Source organism: Sorangium sp. So ce363, assembly GCF_051520435.1.
Classification (GTDB): domain Bacteria; phylum Myxococcota_A; class Polyangia; order Polyangiales; family Polyangiaceae; genus Sorangium; species Sorangium cellulosum_B.
On sequence record NZ_CP150333.1, the window covers coordinates 10,370,238 to 10,387,124 of the forward strand.

Here is a 16,887-nt window from a genome sequence, read left to right on the forward strand (position 1 = left end):
GACAATAATAGACCAAATTGTCAACAGGAACCTTGACGGTGCGCAGGTGGGCTGTCAGGTACGTCGGGTGCGCCAGCCCGCCTCCCCGGCCGATCCCGCGCTCTCTCCCTTCCGCGCCCGCCGGGGGGCGAAGATCGGCGTGGTCGCCGCGGCCGCCGCGCTCCTCGTCGTCGCGCAGCGGATGGGGCTGTTCGAGATCTTCGGCGAGCCCGCGCGCATCAAGCAGGCGCTCCTCTCGCTCGGGCCGTGGGGGTATGTCGCGTTCGTCCTGGCCTACGCCGCGCTCCAGCCGTTCGGCGTGCCGGGCACGGTGTTCATCCTGGCGGCGCCGCTCATCTGGCCCTGGCCGGTGGCGTTCGCGCTCTCGATGGCGGGCACCATGGCGGCGAGCGTCGTGGGCTTCTCGTTCGCGCGCTTCGTCGCCCGCGACTGGGTCGCCGCGCGTGTGCCGGCGCGCTTCCGCGCCTACGACGAGGCCCTGAAGCGGCGGGCGTTCCTGACGGTGTTCGTGCTCCGCCTTGTCCTCTGGATGCCGCCCATGCTCCACGTCTTCTTCGGCGTCTCCGGGGTGCGCTTCTGGACGCATTTCTGGGGCTCGCTGGCCGGGTACGCCCTGCCGCTCCTGGCGACTGCCTATTTCGGTCAACGGGTCTTCGACGCCCTGCGCGACGCGCCCCCGTCGGCGTGGGCCGGAATGGGGGCCGTCGCGGTGGCCGTCATGGTCCTTTTATGGCTGGCCAGGCGCTGCTCCAGGCGCGGCGTCGTCCCCTCCTGACACTCTTGGCATCACGAGAGGCCCTGTCTCGCGCGAACGTGCGCGCCGCTTGCTCGCCGACAGCACCGCAGGATAGCGTCGGGGAATGGCGCGAATCCACCTGATCATCGGCCCCGTGGGCGCAGGCAAATCGACGTTCGCACAGCGGCTCTACCGGGATCACGCCGCCCTCCGGTTGAACCTGGATGAATGGATGGCGCGGCTGTTCCGCCCCGATCGGCCCGAGACGGGGATCATCGAATGGTATCACGAGCGCACCGCGCGCTGCATCGAGCAGATCTGGAGCCTGACGAGGGGCTCGATCGACGTGGGCACGAACGTCGTGCTGGAGATCGGCCTGATCCGCCGGCGCGACCGCGAGCGGCTGTACCGGCGGGTGGACACCGCGGGGTACGAGCTCACCGTCTACGTGCTCGACGCGCCCCGCGAGCTGCGTCGCGAGCGGGTCGAGCAGCGCAACCGCGAGAAGGGCGAGACGTTCTCCATGGTGGTTCCACCGGACATGTTCGAGCTGGCGAGCGACATGTGGGAGCCGCCCGAGGAGACCGAGCGCAGCGGGCGCGACATGCGGTTCATCGACACCACGGGCGGCTGATCCGAGCACGGGAGTCCCGGCCGCCACGGACGGCGCGAGCGAGGGCGGCGGCGCGTCCGGCGCGGCCGGCGCGATCGGCGCAACCGACCCGCGCTCGGCCCAGCGGCCTGACCGCCGGGCCGCCCCTCGCGTGGTAGCTTTCGCCCGTGAAGCTCTCGTTCAACATCGCTGGCCCCTGCATCCCCGGCGAGCACTACATGCTGCCGCCCGAGCGCCGGCTCGGGCCGGTGCTCGATGCGATCGAGGAACGCAGGTACTTCACGCTCCACGCCGGCCGCCAGACGGGCAAGACCACCAGCGCCCGCTGGCTCGTCGAGCACCTGAACCACAAAGGCGACCTCGGCGCCGTCTGGGTCGACGTCCAGATCGCCCGCGAAGAGCCCGATCCGGCGAAGGCCTTCGAGGCCGTCCTCTACGCGCTCGACACCGCGATCGACCGCGACCTGCCCGACCTCGGCCGCCCCGCGGACGACGTCCGCCGCGTCGATCCGGCGAGCACCTTCGTCCTGCGCTACCTGCGCGATCTCGCGGCGCGCAGCGACAGGCCGCTGGTCGTGCTCTTCGACGAGGCGGACGGGCTCGTGGGGGCGGCGATGGTCTCGTTCTTGACCCAGCTCCGGCAGGGCTACCTCGACCGGAGCCGGATCCCGTTCCCCTCCAGCCTGGCCCTCATCGGCCAGCGCCAGGTGCGCGACTACGCGCTCGCCCTGGAGGAGCGGCGCGCGGTCGCATGGCTGGGCACGACGTCGCCGTTCAACATCACCGCCGAGGCGACGACGCTCGGCCCCTTCACCGAGGCCGAGGTCGCCGAGCTGCTCGCGCAGCACACCGCCGCGACCGGACAGCGCTTCGAGCCCGAGGCGGTGCGGCGGATCTGGGAGCTGGGACAGGGCCACCCGTGGCTGACCAACGCGATGGCCGACCAGATCGTCCGCCGCGACGTGGAGGACCGCGCCGTCCCGATCACGACAACACACGTCGAGGCGGCCAAGGAGACGCTCATCCTGGAGCGCCGCTCGCACATCGACTCGCTCATCGCCCGGCTGCGCGAGCCCCGGGTGCGGCGCGTGCTCGATCCCATGCTGGCCGGCACGCAAACGGACAGCGATGTGCTCGATGACGATTTCTCCTACGTCCTCGGCCTGGGCCTGATCCGCTTCCACGGCGGGCGCTTCGAGATCGCGAATCCGATCTATCGCGAGGTCGTCCCTCGGGCGCTCACGTTCATTCGCCAGGCGCAGATCCCGGCCGAGCCCGCCGCTTACGTCCACCCGGACGGCTCGCTCGACATGGGCAAGCTCTTCACCGACTGGCAAGCGTTCTGGCGCAAGGACGGCCACCTCGCCGCCGAGGGGTTCGGGTACCGCGAGGCCGGGCCGCACCTGATGCTGATGGCCTTTTTGCAGCGGGTCGTGAACGGCGGTGGACGGGTGGAGCGCGAGTACGGGCTCGGGCGCGGGGCGCTCGACCTGATGATCTGCTGGCGCGAGGAGCGCCACGCCATCGAGGTGAAGGTCCGCCGCGACACCGAGACCGAGGCCGAGGCGCTCGATCAGGTGGCGCGGTGCCTGGAGCACGCGGGGCTCGCCGAGGGGTGGCTCGTGATGTTCGACCTGCGCAAGGAGCGATCGTGGGCAGAGAAGCTGTTCGTGCGCGAGGTGGCGCACGGGGGAAAGACGGTCCGCCTCGTGGGGTGTTGAGGCAGCGCCGGGGTGATAACCGCCGAGCCGCTCCGCCCCGTGTCCGGCCTGGACGGCGACGGCGCCGCTCGGAGCTGCCGGGTCGGGATCGATGACCCGGAATCGACGAAATTTCCTCGCGTCACCGCGCCGCGGGGCCGCTGCCCAGGCCCTCGCGCGTTGAAAGCCCGCCGCCGGAGGCTATGCACGAGGCATGCGTGAGCGTCGCCCCAGCCAGACGGCATCCATCGTCGCCCTCATCCGGGCGCTCGCGGACCAGGGCCTGACCGATGTCCCGGGCTTCGAGGATCCGGTCGTCCACCGGCTGCTGTCGCGCCGGTGGAGCGCCGCGCTGGCGCTGTTCGCGCGCCGGCTCCGGCGCCTGGACCCCGCGAAGCGCGCGCGCGCCCTCGCCCGGCTCTCCGCGGTCCCGCTGCGCGTGATGGCCATCGACATCGAGCTCGAGCGCGCGGTGGCGCTCGGGTGCCGCCAGGTCGCGAGCCTGGGGGCGGGGCTCGACACGCGCGCTTTCCGGATGAAGGCGCTCTCGGCGACCCGGTTCTTCGAGATCGATCACCCGGCGACGCAGGCCTTCAAGCGGCGCAAGGCGGCGGGGCTGCCGCCGCTCGTGGAGCAGCTGACCTACGTGCCCGTCAACTTCGAGCGCGACGCGCTCGCCGCGTGCCTCTCGGCGGCCGGCCATCGATCCGACGAGCCGACTGCGTGGGTCTGGGAGGGGGTGGTGATGTACCTGTCGGACGAGGCGCTGCGGTCGACGCTGCGGGCGCTCGCCGACGCCTCGGCGCCGGGCAGCGTCCTCCTCGTGTACTACATGGAACCCCCCGAACCGCGCCGGGCGCAGCGCATCCTCCGCCTGCTCACGTGGCTCTGGAGCGAGCCGCTCATCGGCCTGCGCCGGCGCGAGGTGATGCTCGCGGAGGTCGAGCGGGCCGGGTTCCGGGCGCTGCGCGACACGGGCGCAGCGGACTGGGCACGGCAGCTCGGAGCCCCGTTCGCGCCGTCCAACCCGGCCACGAACACCCGGCTCCTCGTCGCCGAGCGGCCCGGCCCGGGCGCTGCCCCGCCGCCCGCTCGCCCGCCGGCCTGACCCGGCGGGCGCCGCGCCTCAGCTCCACGTCGCGGAGCGCCGCGGGTGGCGGGTCTCGATGGCCTCGGCGTGCCCCCGCAGCCCGCGCGCGGCCGGGAGGTTGCCGTGCTCCTCGAAGACGTCGGCAAGGGAGAGCCCGAGCACGACGATCTGCTGGGGCTTCTCCAGCGCGCCGACGGTCGGGGCCACGGAGCCGAGCAGCTCGAACGCCCGCCGCCACGCCATCGCCGCGGCGTCCGGCATGTCGGCGTTGAGCGCCGCGTGGCCGGAGCAGCGGTGCATGTCCGCCGCGAACTCGTGGCTCCCGCGGCGGTCCGCGAGCTCTCCCGCGCGCGCGTACGCCTCCGACGCGTCCAGGAAGCGGCGCTGCTTGCTGTGCAGGCTGCCGAGCGAGGCGTAGGCCTCCGGCACGATCGCGAACAGGCCGCGCCGCTCCGCCTCCTTCAGCGCGGCGACGAACACCCGATGCCCCTCCTCGACAACGCCCGCCGCGATCAGCGAGCGCGCGCGCTGCATGGCGATGTGGACGGCCTCCTCGCCCAGCCCCCGGCTCGCCAGCATCTCCTCGGCTCGTTGCTGGAGCTGCGCGGCCTCGGCGTGCCGCCCCGCGTGAAAACACGTGTCCGCCTCGTGCAGGAGGCGCCGCGCGGGGAGCAGCTCCGGGGCGCGGAGGGGCGACTCGGCGGCGATGCGCAGCTCCAGATCGGCGGGGAGGCGCCGCCCGCGCGCCGAGAGATCGGTGATCACGCGCTCGAGATCGGCGATGGCCGCGCCGTCGGCCTCCGGCCACACGACGCGGGACGCGCCCTCGCCGAGGCGCGCGAGCAGATCGCCGACGCTCGAGTGGACAGGGTCGACGAGGACCCAGCGCACGAGCGCGAGGTCGGGGCAATGCGCGAGCCAGAAGAGGTCGCGGGCATAGGCGCGCGGGTCGTCGATGTGCTGCGGCGCCAGCACGACGACCGCGGTCCCGTCCGGGGCGCTGGCGGCGACGTGCGCCGCGAGGGCGCTGGCGAAGGCGTCGAGCGGCTCGCGCAGCGGGCCGTCCTCGGGCGCCGCGAGCGCCGCCGGGGCGCCGAGCTCGCGCGACAGCGAGCGCTCTCGGGCCGCCCAGCCGCGGCTGGGCCCGTAGACCGGATCGGCCAGGACCCAGACGGGACGGGGCGCCGGGCCTGCTTCACCGAGCGCTCGCAGCAGCGCCAGCGTGTGGCCGTGGACGTGTGCCGGCACGATCACGTGCAGCAGGCGGGCTCGCTCGCCCGTGAAGATGGCGCTGAGCGCGCTGGCGAAGTCGTGGGTCATGTCGCGGTTCCGGGCGGATTCTTGCTCCGATCGCCGCGGAGGCCAAGCGGAGGCGCCCACGTTGCGGTGCGGGGCCTCCCCTGCCCCTGCGCCGAGAGCGCCCGCCTCCCGGATCCTGGGCGGGCGGCCATTGCGCGTCGCAGGACGCCACGGTCGAGGCGATGTGTCTCAGGGGCGCGATCCCCGGATCCGAGGGTGTGGTGACGAGGAGCACGCGCGGGCGCTCGGCGCGGTTTGGCCCGGGCATTGCTGACATGGTCGAGCGCGGAGGAGAGGATACCGTGAAAACAGGGATTCGATCGCTGCTCCTGGGCAGCATGGTCATCGGTTGCGTCGGTGTGATCGGTTGCGGAGGCAACAAGCCTCAGCCGGAGGGGCCGGCCGAGAGGGCGGGCGAGGCCGCGGACGACGCCGCGCGCGACGTCAAGGACGAGGCGAAGGACGCCGCGGAGTCGACGGGCGACGCGGCCGAGAAGGCGGGTGACAAGATCGAAGAGAAGACCGACTAGCGGCCCCGAGCGATCTCGGGCCGTTTGCGTGGCGAGGGGCGAGCCCGTGCGCTCGCCCCTCGCTGCGTCTCGAACCGTGAGCAAGGCTGGCCGGAGCGCCTCGGGCGCGAGATCGCCCCGGCCGGCGATGAAACCCGAACAACCCCGGCCGCGCCGAGGCGCGGCGCACCATGGAGGCAGGAAGATGAAGGCGACGTCATTGCTCGAGAAGCAGCATCGCAAGGTGGAGTCCCTCTTCAAGCAGCTCGAGAGCGGCAGGTCGGATCCCGCGCTCGTGCTCGCCGAGCTCGCCAACGAGCTCGCCGCGCACATGGCGATCGAGCAGGAGACATTCTATCCCGCGGTGCAGCAGATCAAGGAGGACGTGATCCTCGAGAGCTACGAGGAGCACGCCATCGCCGAGCTCGCGCTGAAGCGGCTGCTCTCGACCTCCCCGGAGGATCTCTCGTTCAAGGCGCGCGTGACGACGCTGAAGGAGCTCATCCAGCACCACGTCGAGGAGGAGGAAAAGGAGCTCTTCCCGGCGGTCGAGAAGGCCGTGGACGAGAAGCGCCTCAGCGAGCTCGGCAGGTCGATGAAGGCGGAGTTCGAGCAGCGGCTGGCCGAGGGCTACGAGACGCTCCTGCCGGCGGGCTACAAGAAGACGTCCGCGGACCAGGCGAGCCACGCGATCCACGAGAGCCACGCGAACGGCGTGGCCCGGGCCTGACGAGGCCCGCTCGAGGAGAGAGGTCGAGCGGCGGTCCGGCGGTGAGACATGAAAGACGCGATCGGCTGGGTCAGCTCTGGCATCCTCGTGCTGACCATCGGCAATCAGGTCTACAAGCAGTGGAGGAGCAAGACGAGCCAGGGCATCTCGAGGTGGCTCTTCGTCGGCCAGCTGGCCGCGTCGATCGGGTTCGTCATCTACAGCTGGATGCTCGAGAGCTGGGTCTTCGTGGCGACGAACTCGCTCATGGTCGCGAACGCGCTCGCCGGCGCGACGATCGTCTATCTCCAGCGGAGGCGCCGCGCGCCTCGGTCGGCGCAAGACGAGGCCAGGCCCCGGCGAGCGTTCAAGTTTCCACGGGCCGCCGGCCCGCGGGGGCGACATCTGAAGGGCGGTCGCAGCTCGCTGGCATGCGTTGTCCTGTCTCGCACGAGTGGAATTCAAAGCAAACGAACACACATTCGTGCGACAAGCGCGCTTCTCTCCGCACAGACACGCGTGAAGCCCGCCAATCGAGCCTGAACCGCTGAAGCATGCAAAAGTGAAGCAGGATCGGTCGATGTTGAGCATGCGTCGAATGCCCCATAGACTCGACGGATGCTTAACCCTCGGACTCCTTCATGCGCCGTCGCGCTCGCCGCGACGTTCATCGGTGCTGTGCTGTCGGGCTGCGTCGGTGAGGTGGGCGACGGGTCGCTCGGCGAAGGCGGCGGGCCGTCGAGCGGCGCCGGCGTCGTGATCCACCCGGGAGACTCCGGCAGCGGACCGAGCACCAGCAGCGGCGGCTCGACCGCGGCGGGCACCGGCGGCTCGTCCAGCGCGGCGACCGGGGGCGCCGGCGGCTCGTCGGCCCAGGGAACCGGCGGCTCGGCCACGGCAGGCGCAGGCGGCTCGTCGGCCGAGGGCGCCGGCGGCGCCAGCAGCTCGGCTGCGCAGGGCGCCGGCGGCGCTGGTGGCTCGGCCACGGCGGGCGCCGGCGGCTCGTCGGCCGAGGGCGCCGGCGGCTCCTCTGCGCAGGGCGCTGGGGGCTCGGCCACGGCCTCGACGACAGCCGGCACCGGAGGCTCGAGCGGCGAGGGCTCCGGGAGCGGCGCCGGCGGCTCGGGCGGCGCCACGGGCGCGGCGCAGCTGTGCGTCGATACGATCAACGAGCACCGCGCCACGCTCGGCTTGCCGCCCCTCGCGCGCTGGGTCGAGGCGGAGTCGTGCTCCGATGGAGAGGCCGAGTCCGATGGGAACACCGGCGAGTTTCACGGCGCGTTCGGCGCTTGCGACGAGAACGCCCAGAACGAGTGCCCCGGGTGGGGAGGCCCGCCGGACTCGATGATCGTCCCGTGTTTGCAGCTCATGTGGGACGAGGGGCCGGGCGAGGACTTCGAGAAGCACGGCCACTACATCAACATGAGCAGCACCCGCTACACGAAGGTGGCTTGCGGGTTCCACACCTTCCCGGACGGCAGCGTCTGGGCGGTGCAGAACTTCCGGTGACGGGCGCGGAGACGCTCACGGGCCGCCTGATCCATCGGAAGCCGCGCTCGCGCGGGCCTCGGCGGATTCACCTTCTCCCAGGGCCGCGGCGCCCTCCTCGAGCTTGCCGGTGAGCCGCACGCGCGTCGCGCGGTGCACCCACACGTCGAACGCCTCGATCATGCGCCGCTCGATGGCTGGGCCCTCGAGCAGCCCGAGCGCGCGCGCGACGGCCTCCAGCGTCGACAGGGCGCCCTCGTGCGGCGCGCGGCGCAGGCCATAGCGGCTCGGCGCGCCCTCGGGCAGCGTGACCGGCTCGGCGCCGCGCGCGTCGGCGTCCCGGTGGACCACACGGCGCGCCTGGTTCCAGTTGCCGTCAGGAACGAGCAGCACCACCGGCTCGCCGCCCGCGTCGTCGGGCGTGAGGGTGCGCGCCTCGGGCGACGGGAAGAGCACGAGCCGGCGGCCCTCCGGCAGCGGCGGGCGCGGCCGCGGCTCGATCTCGCCGCGCACGCGCACCTCCGCGCCCTCGAGCAGGCGCGCGACGAGCCGGCCCGTGTTCGTGCTCCTCGTGCGCTCGATCCGGTGGGTGAGCAGCACGACGCGCGTGCGCACGGGGAGCCGGGGCAGCGCGCCGCAGAGGCACATCGCCTGCGGCAAGCCGCAGCCGCGGCAGCGCGGTGTCCCGCGCGCGCGGATGGGGGGCAGATCGGGCGGCTGCAGCGGGAGAAACGTCATCGCGTCCGGGCCGGGCGTTCTCCCACGCGCAGGCCGTCCCGGTCAAACGGCCCCACTGGACAGAGGAATTTCAGGGGAAATAGCCCCAAGGAACCTGCGCCAGTCCGAGGGGAGCCGTCGACCTGGAAGGGAGCCGGAACACGCGCAGCACCTCCGAGACGAACGCCCGTGGATCCTGCGTGATGTAGAAGTGATCGCCAGCCATCTCGCGCAGCTCGACCCGCCCTTCCAGCCAGTACTTCCACGCCTCCACTTCGTCCTGACGGGCCTCATCGTCGGCGGATCCGTGGAGCAAGAGGGTCGGCGTCCGGAGACGCTTGGTACAGCGGTCCAGCGCAAGGCGATAGCTCTCCGAGGCGAGGAAATCGCCGCGCAGCATCGGCAGGAATACCTCTCTGAGCTGCGCGTCGGTGCGGAATTCCGCTGGACACCCTCCCAGGCGGATCAGCTCCTCGACAAACCCTTCGTCATCGAGCGGGCTGAGCATGCGACGTGGGATCAGATGGGGGGCGTGGCAAGCGGACAGGACGATGCCGGCTGGCGCCCGGCCCCACTGCTCGAGCAAGCGGCACGCTTCGAACGCGATCTGCGCCCCCACGCTGTGGCCAATCAGCAACCACTGGCCGCTGGGCGGCTCCGCGCACAGCTCGTGCGCCAGCTCAGACGCGGTGTGCTGAACGCTCCGCATCCCGGACTCGTGTAGACGATGGTCACGCCCCGGGTAGGTCACGAGGGACACCGAGACGTCCACATGTGACATCGCCTTCCAGCTGCGGAAGGCGCTGTGGCTCCCACCACCGAAGGGACAGACGATCAGGCGCGGGCTGGACGGGGCGGGAGCGCTCAAGAGGCAGCGCAAACTTCGGGTAGAGCTGTTCATGGGTTCTCGGGTCGGTGTTGATGTCTCGAGGAACGATCGGCATCTGAACCGAGGCAAAGCCGTCGACTACCTGGGCATGGCTGGCGAGGCGCCACAGACCTGATTCGCCAAGGCCCGCTTGTTGACCTTGCCCACGCTCGTCTGCGGAAAGCTCTCCAGGACCATCAAACGATCGGGCAGCTTGAACGCAGCCACCCCCAGGCGGCCGAGATAGGCGTTCACCTCGGCGAGCGTGGGCGCCGCACCGCGCGCGATGATGCAGGCACAGGTGCGCTCCCCCATGGTGGCGTCCGGGACGCCGACGATGGCGACGTCACGGATCGCCGGGTGAGCCATGAGGTAGTTCTCGAGCTCCTCGACCGGGACCTTCTCCCCTCCCCGGTTGATCACGTCCTTGCTCCGGCCTTCCACCACCAGGTGCCCGCCGGGGAGCCGCCGCACCAGATCTCCGCTCCGATAGAAGCCGTCGGCGGTGAACGCCCGGCGATTGTACTCCTCCGCGCGATAATATCCGCGGATTGTGTAGGGACCGCGGACCTGCAGCTCACCGACCTCGCCGTCCGCCACCTCGACATCCGAGGCGTCGACGATCCTCACCTCGTCGTCCTCGGCCATCGGCCGGCCCTGCGTGTCGATCACGGCGGACTCGGGGTCGTCGAGCCGCGTGAAGTTGAGCAGCCCTTCCGCCATGCCATAGACCTGCTGCAGCCCGCAGCCGAGGACGGGTCGGACACGCGCCGCCGTCTCGGCCTTGAGGCGAGCGCCTCCCGCCTGGATCCACCGCAAGCTGCTCAGATCGGCCTGCACCCACTCCGCCGCCTCGAGCCACAGCAGGACGAGCGGCGGGATGAGGGCGGTCACGGTGATCTTCTCCTGCTCGATCAGCCGAAACGCGGCCTCGGGGCTCGGGTCCTTGCAGAACACCACGGTGCCACCGGCGTAGAGGGTGCCGAGGGCGCCTGGACACCCCAGGGCGAAGTTGTGCGCGATGGGGAGGCTCACCAGGTACCGGGTGTTCGCGTCCAGACCCGTCACATCGGCGCTGAGGCGGACGTTGCAAACATAGTCGTCGTGGGTACGGGGGATCAGCTTGGGAGCGCCGGTCGTGCCGCCCGACAGCAAGAGCAGGGCGACATCGCGCGCGTCCGGCCCGGCCATGATCTCCGGCGGCGCGTCCACCTCGGCGAGCGGCACGAACTCCTCTGCGTCGCCCACCACGAGGACATGCCGGAGGCTCGCCACCCGCTTGCATACCGAACGGGCGAGCGACCGGTAATCGAAGCCGACATGCATGTCGGCGATCACATAGGCGACCGACTGGGAGAGCTCTGCCAGATGCACGATCTCCGTCTCTCGATGCGCCGGCAGCGCCAGCACCGGGATGGCCCCGATCCGGAACAGCGCGAAGCACAGGGGCAGAAACTCGGCGATGTTGGGCAGCTGGACCAGGACGCGCTGCTCCTGCGCGATGCCGAGCCGGCGCAGCCCGGCGGCCATGCGATCCGCGCGCTCGTCGAGCTCCTGGTACGTCCAGCGACGCGCTCCGTCGACGACGGCCACGCGCGCCGGCGTCGCTCGGGCCCGCGTGCGCAGCATCTCTCCCAGGCGCTCGCCTCGCCAGTACCCCGCTTCGCGATAACGATCCACGAACTCAGCGGGCCAATCGACACATCCACTCAACATGGGAGCTCCCTCGCTTTCACCGACGTTCGTCGGCGCTCACTGTCCTGCGCTTCGATGCGCGCGGCCCGGGTCAGCGTTCGGGCGGGCGGGCAGCACGGCCGCGCCGTGCAGGAGGGTCGGGTCGAGATCGGCGGTCAGGCCGGCGATCTCGATGGCGCGGACCCCCGTCACCTCGGCGGGCTCGAGCGCGAACGTCGGGTCGTCACCGACGATCCGGCGCACCGCCTCTCGATGCTCGGCGCGGACCCCCATGCGCACCCGGCTGAGCCTCTTGGCCCCGTTCGGATGGCGGTTCTCTCTCGGATGTTGAGGCGGATCGTAGGGGGTCACGATGAACGGGAGGCGATCGTTCGCCGGATAGGCAAACTTGAAGCGGATCTCCTGGCCATCGGGCTTCGTCCGTCGCCACCCGATGGCTCTGCCGACGGGGATCCCTGCCTCCCGCAGCGCGGCGAGCTCACGGTCGAGACCGTGCGTGTCCACCACGACCGCCACGTCGCAGAAGCCCTCACCGTGCTCGGACCAGCGGATCATCCGCCGGCCCGAGCCGCGCCCTGCCATCAGCTCGATCGGCCACTTGAACCACCGCGCGCTGCGCGGCGTCGTGAGCAGCTCGACGATGGGGCCTTCCGTGAACCAGATGTGCGCGTGCTGGGCCTTTCGCTCGGGTGTCGCGTAGTCCACCTTGAACCCGAGCTCTCTGTAGTCGCGCACGGCTTGATGAATGTCGCGCACCCATACCAAGACGTGGCTGCAAGAAGTCGCCATGTTCATTTCTCCCGAGCGCCAGGCGCTCGATCAACGCGCGCCGCTCCCGGCCGCATCGAAGGTGGCGGCGCGCGCCGCCGCACGCAGCTCGTCGAGAGGGAGCGGCTCCGGGGTCTCCGGACGGATGAGCTCGGGCATCCCGATCCGCTCCGTCAGATCACGCCACGCGAGCGACACGCCCAGGGCCCACTGGCCGCTGCGGACACGGCGGGCCGGGTCGGCGATGTCGCCGCACAGGTCGTGCAAGGCGACAACGACCGCGTCGGGCCACGTCCGCGCGAACACGTCGTGATAGTTGCGGGTGTGCTGGTCGCCCAGGATCGACGTGCTCTCCACGGCGAGGCGGTCGGTGCCGGGTCCGCTCATGATCAGGCGCCCGGTCGAGTCGCGCGGCGAGTGCAAGCGCGGATTCCAGAGGACGGGTCCGTGGGTGTCGGCCAGGGTCAGCACGCCGGCGTCGCATCCGAGCGAGATCCGGTGCATGAGCAGGGAGTGATTGTCGGGATCCTCGGGGTGGACCTGGTTCTGCACGCGGAGCGTCACGGGCACGCCGCCGAGGGTCGCGCTCAGGCTCTGAAACGGCTGGCCCGTGGCCGGCGACGGCCGGCCGCCTCGCGGCGCGCATTCGGAGAACGACCACGGGCGCAAGTCGCCTGCGGCGCGGCCGATCACGTCGAGCAACGGATAGGCGACCTGGCTGTTGCAAGCGGCGTCGATGAACTGGATGCGCTGGCGCTTCCTGATGTACTCGGCCGCGGCAAGGAACTGCCGGATCGGGCGCACGTTCGGGTACAGCGTGTTGACCGCGTACGCGGCGCCCCCCCGCTTCGCGGCCTTCAGGCACGCGGTGATCTCCGCGGCGTGCACGGGATGCTCCTGCAGCACGTGGATCCCGCGCTCGAGCAGCATTCTGGCCAGATCCGAGCCTGGGCCGCCGGTCGCCCCCGAGCGCACCACCACGCAGGCGATGTCGATGTCGCCGGGGATGTCCTCCACCCTTGTGTAGAGCGGCGCTCCGTAGCGCTCGGCGCACTTCCTGGAGAACTCGCTGCCGCGCCCGAGCACGCCGGCCAGCGTGAACGAGCCCTGCGCCGACGCGACCGCATCGAGGTAGATGCGCCCGAAGGCGGTGCCGGCGACGACGACGCGCTTCTTCTTGCCGCCGCCGGCGCTCACCAGGTCACCTGCATCGTCAGCGGGCCGCGGAAGAACGTCGCGGTCTTCCACTGGACGTCGGCGTGGAGGCGCAGATCCGGCAAGCGGGTCACGAGCGCTCTCAGCGCTTCCTGGAGCTCGACCCGGGCCAGCGACGCGCCGATGCAATAATGCATCCCACAGCCGAACGCGAAATGCGCCCGCGCGTCCCGATCGAAGTCGAGCCGGTGTGGATCGGAGAACTTGCGGGGGTCGTGGTTGGCCGCGCCGACCGACGCAAACACGGGCTCACCCGCGCGCACCAGCGTGTCGCCCACCTGGACGTCCTCGGTGGCGTAGTGCGGAAACATCGCGGCGGACGCGATCGGCACGAAACGGAGCAGCTCCTCGACCGCCTGCGCCACGAGGCCAGGATCCGACTTGAGGCGCGCGAGCTGCTCCTGATGGGTCAGGAGCGTGTAGATGAAGTTCGGGATCTGCGAGGAGGTGGCCTCGTACCCCGCGATCAGGATGGCGATGCAGAGCTGGACCATCTCGCGCTCGTTCAGGCGGTCGTCCACGTCGTGGGCCTCGATGAGCGCGCTCATCAGGTCGTCGCCCGGCTCGGCCCGGCGCAGGCGGATCAGCCCCATGATGTACTGGGATAGTTCGCCGAGGTTCCGCTGCGTCTGCTCCGCGGTCTGCGTGTTGGTCGAGAGCAGAGAGTCGTTCCACTCCTTGAACCTGGACTGATCCGCCACCGGAACGCCCAGGAGCTCGCAGATCACGGACATCGGGATCGGCAGCGCGTAGTCCCGCACGAGATCCGCAGGGGGGCCTTTGGCCACCATCCTGTCGATCAGCTCGTTGGCGAGGTCGCGGACGTGCGGGCGCAGCTGCTCCACGCGCCGGTTGGTGAACGCCTGGGTGACCAGGTTGCGGATGCGGGTCAGCTCGGGCGGGTCCATCATGACGATCCCGCCGGCGATGCGCGGGAGCGCCCTCGGGGCGTCAGCGCGCTTCGTGGCCTCCTCGCGGCTGAACCGCCGGTCGGACAGCACGAAGCGGACGTCCTCGTAGCGGGTCGCGAGCCACGCCGGCTCGCCATAAGGCAGCTTGACCTTGAGCAGCCCCGGCGTTTGCTGAGCGCGCGAGTACGCAGAGGCGAGCGCGATGCCGTCGAAGAGATTGAAGGGATACTGGATGGGGGGATTCGTCGCGGTGGTCATTGCGTTCGTCCTTGTGATGCCGCCGTGGAAAGCGGGCGAGAATCGAAGCGCCGGCGGCGCGCGGCCCAGTCGCGCAGCCGCTCGCGGTCGAGGGCGCCGCCTGCGGCGAGCGGCAGCTCATCCACGATCTCGATGCTGGCGGAGGCTCCCAGGCGCTCGCCGAGATGCTCGGAGAGGCGCTCCGAGGTCAGCAGCGCCCGGTCCATCTTGGTCCGGGCCGCGAACACACGATGGCCGAGCCGCTCCAGCGGGTGGCCGTCCCGGGGCAGCCCGAGGACGCGCTGGAGGCCAGCGCCGTCCAGCGCCGCGTTCCACTGAGGCAGCGTGAGGAACGTCGACTCCGTCTCGGCCCTGCCGTCGCTGGCGTCGTCCAGCATGAAGGCCTGGGACGCCATGACCCAGAACTCTTCGACCGTGGGCTCGGTCAGGACGAGCCAGCCGCCGGGGCCGAGCAGCTCCTTGAGCCAGCGGAGGGAGGCATCCGTGTTCCGCGCGGCGTTGAGCACGCCGCCTCCGATGATCACGTCGAACGAGTTCGGGACGAAGCCCTGTTCTCTCGGCGCGACGTTGATGTCGTAGAGGCCGAAGCGCACGCACCGGTGCCCGGCGAGCCGCGGGGCCGCCTGATCGAGGAAGTACCTGGAGACGTCGGTGTAGAGGTAGTCGACCTCGGCGCCCGAGAGCTCCGGCAGGAGCGACTCGGAGGTCGCCCCCGTGCCGGCGCCGACCTCGAGCAGCCGGATCGGCCGCTGCCCGGGCCATTCCCTGGCAATCCTGCTCACGAGGAGACCGACGGCGCGGTGCTGGTACCGGGCGGCGATGCTCTCGCGATACAAGGCCCTGGCGAGGTCGGTGCGCCCTTCCGGGAACAACAGGTGGACGGCCCGCACCGCGCCGGAGATCAGGTCGGGCAATCGGTCGGCGTTGCGGACCGCGTAGTCGATCGTGCCGGCCGCGCCGACCGTGGCCAGCCATTCTCCCTTCAGCTCGTCCCATGCGCGCGCCAGCGCGGCGTCCGAGAAGTCGCAGACCGGGCCCACGGCGCTCAGCAGATCTCCGTCCCGGCGCAGCAGCTTCTGCTCCGTGAGCACCCTGAGCCAGCGACGGATGAGCGGCCGATGCGCGGCGGCGACCCGCGCCCGCGCGAGCACCTCGTCCACGGTGTGGGCGGCGGCCGTGTCGGTGAAAAGGCCGCTGCGGCCCAGCGCGTTGAGCATCGACAGCAGCGCTGTCTGTCCCAGCCGCTCCACGGCCGCGATCGCCCGGTTCAGGTCGGTCCCGGCGAGCTCGGCGTCCAGCGCGGCGGTCGCCTTGGCGATCAGGCGCTGTCCGCTCGCGTCCCCGTCGGCATCGTCGCTGGCACGCTTCGCGGGGACGGCAAAGACGGCCCAGCCGTCGCCGTCGGAGGGGATCACCGCCGCCGCCGCCACGCCCGGATGGCTCATCACGAGCTCCGCGATGCGCGCCGCTTCTTGCTCGGCTCTGCGCAGCTCGCGCTCCACGGGCACGAGCCCGGCTTCACCGGCGATCCTGTCCACGAGCTCTGCGCCGAAGACGCGCCGCACGGCCGCGGACGACTCGGCGGACAGCGCTCCACCGGCGCCTGCGCCGGCGTCGACCACGATGCGCCGCAGCGCCCCGAGGTCGGCGAGCGCGGCCGCCGGGTGGGCCAGGAGGCTGCGCAGCAGCGTCGCTGACACGATCGCGCAGTCCGGGGCCGCTCGCTCGAGGAACGAAAGGGCCTTGGCCGGGCTCGCGGCGCTCGCGTCGACCGCATGATGGTGGACGGCGGCGCCGGCGCTCCAGCTCGCGAACACCGCATCCCCGCCGAACCCGGCCAGCGGCGAGAGCACCGCCGTGCGCGCAGGCGAAGGGCCGATTGCGTCTCGCAGGGCAGCCACCGATTCGCAGAACACCGCTCTCGACCACACGAAGGATCCGCGAACCACGGAGAACGGCGCGTCGTCCACCAGGCGGGGCTCGCAGGCGCTCGCCCCGTCGAGCGCGGACAGGTCAGCGTCCGTGATCCTCAGGACATCGCCGCCGCCGCTCGCTGGCGGCTCGGCGGAGAACCGCGCGCCGAGCAGCATGGCAGCCAGCCGGACCGACAGGGCCTGAGGCCTGTCTCCGGCGCTCCAGCTCAGCGTGCGGCCCGCGACGGCCCCGCGCTGGCGCAGCGCCGTGACAGCGCGGTACGTCGAGTCGAGCACCTCTGCTCCGGTCCACTCGCGCCCGCTCGACACCAGCGCCGCTCGGCTCCCGAGGCGCTCGAGCCCATCGATGATCTGTCTCACGGTCATGGCACCTCCTC

Annotated in this window: 16 protein-coding genes; 8 read left to right on the top strand and 8 right to left on the bottom strand. The window is 71.4% G+C overall.

Translation table 11 applies throughout. The annotated features are described in order from the left end of the window. Positions 1-67 precede the first annotated feature (67 nt). The 4 genes from WMF12_RS38960 (at position 68) to WMF12_RS38975 (ending at position 4,157) form a co-directional block, all read left to right on the top strand. Positions 68-775 (top strand): TVP38/TMEM64 family protein, encoded by a 708-nt coding sequence (locus WMF12_RS38960; protein WP_437853356.1) that lies wholly within the window; start codon positions 68-70, stop codon positions 773-775. Positions 776-860: 85 nt separating this feature from the next. Then, positions 861-1,370 (top strand): AAA family ATPase, encoded by a 510-nt coding sequence (locus WMF12_RS38965; protein ID WP_437853358.1) that lies wholly within the window; start codon positions 861-863, stop codon positions 1,368-1,370. A 146-nt stretch (positions 1,371-1,516) separates the two neighbouring features. Continuing rightward, complete coding sequence (locus tag WMF12_RS38970) at positions 1,517-3,070, top strand: AAA family ATPase (protein ID WP_437853359.1); 1,554 nt, start codon at positions 1,517-1,519, stop codon at positions 3,068-3,070. Between the two features lie 193 nt (positions 3,071-3,263). Continuing rightward, positions 3,264-4,157 (top strand): class I SAM-dependent methyltransferase, encoded by an 894-nt coding sequence (locus WMF12_RS38975; RefSeq protein WP_437853361.1) that lies wholly within the window; start codon positions 3,264-3,266, stop codon positions 4,155-4,157. Between the two features lie 18 nt (positions 4,158-4,175). On the opposite strand, the gene WMF12_RS38980 is transcribed toward WMF12_RS38975, so the two are convergent. Continuing rightward, positions 4,176-5,459 carry a hypothetical protein gene (locus WMF12_RS38980; RefSeq protein ID WP_437853363.1) on the bottom strand — a complete coding sequence of 428 codons (1,284 nt, stop codon included), beginning with the start codon at positions 5,457-5,459 and terminating at the stop codon, positions 4,176-4,178. A 281-nt stretch (positions 5,460-5,740) separates the two neighbouring features. Between WMF12_RS38980 and WMF12_RS38985 the strand changes: the two genes are divergently transcribed. The 4 genes from WMF12_RS38985 to WMF12_RS39000 all read left to right on the top strand — a co-directional run bounded on the left by WMF12_RS38985 (position 5,741) and on the right by WMF12_RS39000 (position 8,165). Then, the gene (locus WMF12_RS38985) at positions 5,741-5,968 is read left to right on the top strand and encodes a hypothetical protein (RefSeq protein WP_437741802.1); all 228 of its coding nucleotides are present in this window, start codon (positions 5,741-5,743) and stop codon (positions 5,966-5,968) included. A 184-nt stretch (positions 5,969-6,152) separates the two neighbouring features. Further along, positions 6,153-6,677 carry a hemerythrin domain-containing protein gene (locus WMF12_RS38990; protein ID WP_437741803.1) on the top strand — a complete coding sequence of 175 codons (525 nt, stop codon included), beginning with the start codon at positions 6,153-6,155 and terminating at the stop codon, positions 6,675-6,677. Between the two features lie 48 nt (positions 6,678-6,725). Beyond that, positions 6,726-7,199, top strand: a complete 474-nt coding sequence (locus WMF12_RS38995) for a hypothetical protein (protein WP_437853365.1) — start codon at positions 6,726-6,728, stop codon at positions 7,197-7,199. A gap of 75 nt (positions 7,200-7,274) precedes the next feature. Beyond that, on the top strand, positions 7,275-8,165 hold the full coding sequence (locus WMF12_RS39000) for a CAP domain-containing protein (RefSeq protein WP_437853367.1): 891 nt from the start codon (positions 7,275-7,277) through the stop codon (positions 8,163-8,165). A gap of 15 nt (positions 8,166-8,180) precedes the next feature. On the opposite strand, the gene WMF12_RS39005 is transcribed toward WMF12_RS39000, so the two are convergent. From WMF12_RS39005 to WMF12_RS39035, 7 genes are all read right to left on the bottom strand, one after another. Next, the gene (locus WMF12_RS39005) at positions 8,181-8,882 is read right to left on the bottom strand and encodes a tRNA-uridine aminocarboxypropyltransferase (RefSeq protein ID WP_437741806.1); all 702 of its coding nucleotides are present in this window, start codon (positions 8,880-8,882) and stop codon (positions 8,181-8,183) included. Positions 8,883-8,952: 70 nt separating this feature from the next. Beyond that, positions 8,953-9,762, bottom strand: a complete 810-nt coding sequence (locus tag WMF12_RS39010; protein WP_437853369.1) for a thioesterase II family protein — start codon at positions 9,760-9,762, stop codon at positions 8,953-8,955. 66 nt (positions 9,763-9,828) lie between these two features. Further along, positions 9,829-11,445: a (2,3-dihydroxybenzoyl)adenylate synthase gene (locus WMF12_RS39015; RefSeq protein WP_437853371.1), complete on the bottom strand. Its 1,617-nt coding sequence runs from the start codon at positions 11,443-11,445 to the stop codon at positions 9,829-9,831. Positions 11,446-11,481: 36 nt separating this feature from the next. Next, entirely contained in the window at positions 11,482-12,213 is a 732-nt protein-coding gene (locus tag WMF12_RS39020) for a VOC family protein (protein WP_437853373.1), read from the bottom strand. A 30-nt stretch (positions 12,214-12,243) separates the two neighbouring features. Next, on the bottom strand, positions 12,244-13,389 hold the full coding sequence (locus WMF12_RS39025; protein ID WP_437853375.1) for a Gfo/Idh/MocA family oxidoreductase: 1,146 nt from the start codon (positions 13,387-13,389) through the stop codon (positions 12,244-12,246). Then, positions 13,386-14,576, bottom strand: a complete 1,191-nt coding sequence (locus WMF12_RS39030; RefSeq protein WP_437853377.1) for a cytochrome P450 — start codon at positions 14,574-14,576, stop codon at positions 13,386-13,388. Before WMF12_RS39030 ends, WMF12_RS39025 begins: the two co-directional genes overlap by 4 nt. Next, positions 14,573-16,876: a methyltransferase gene (locus WMF12_RS39035; RefSeq protein ID WP_437853379.1), complete on the bottom strand. Its 2,304-nt coding sequence runs from the start codon at positions 16,874-16,876 to the stop codon at positions 14,573-14,575. Before WMF12_RS39035 ends, WMF12_RS39030 begins: the two co-directional genes overlap by 4 nt. Positions 16,877-16,887 lie beyond the last annotated feature (11 nt).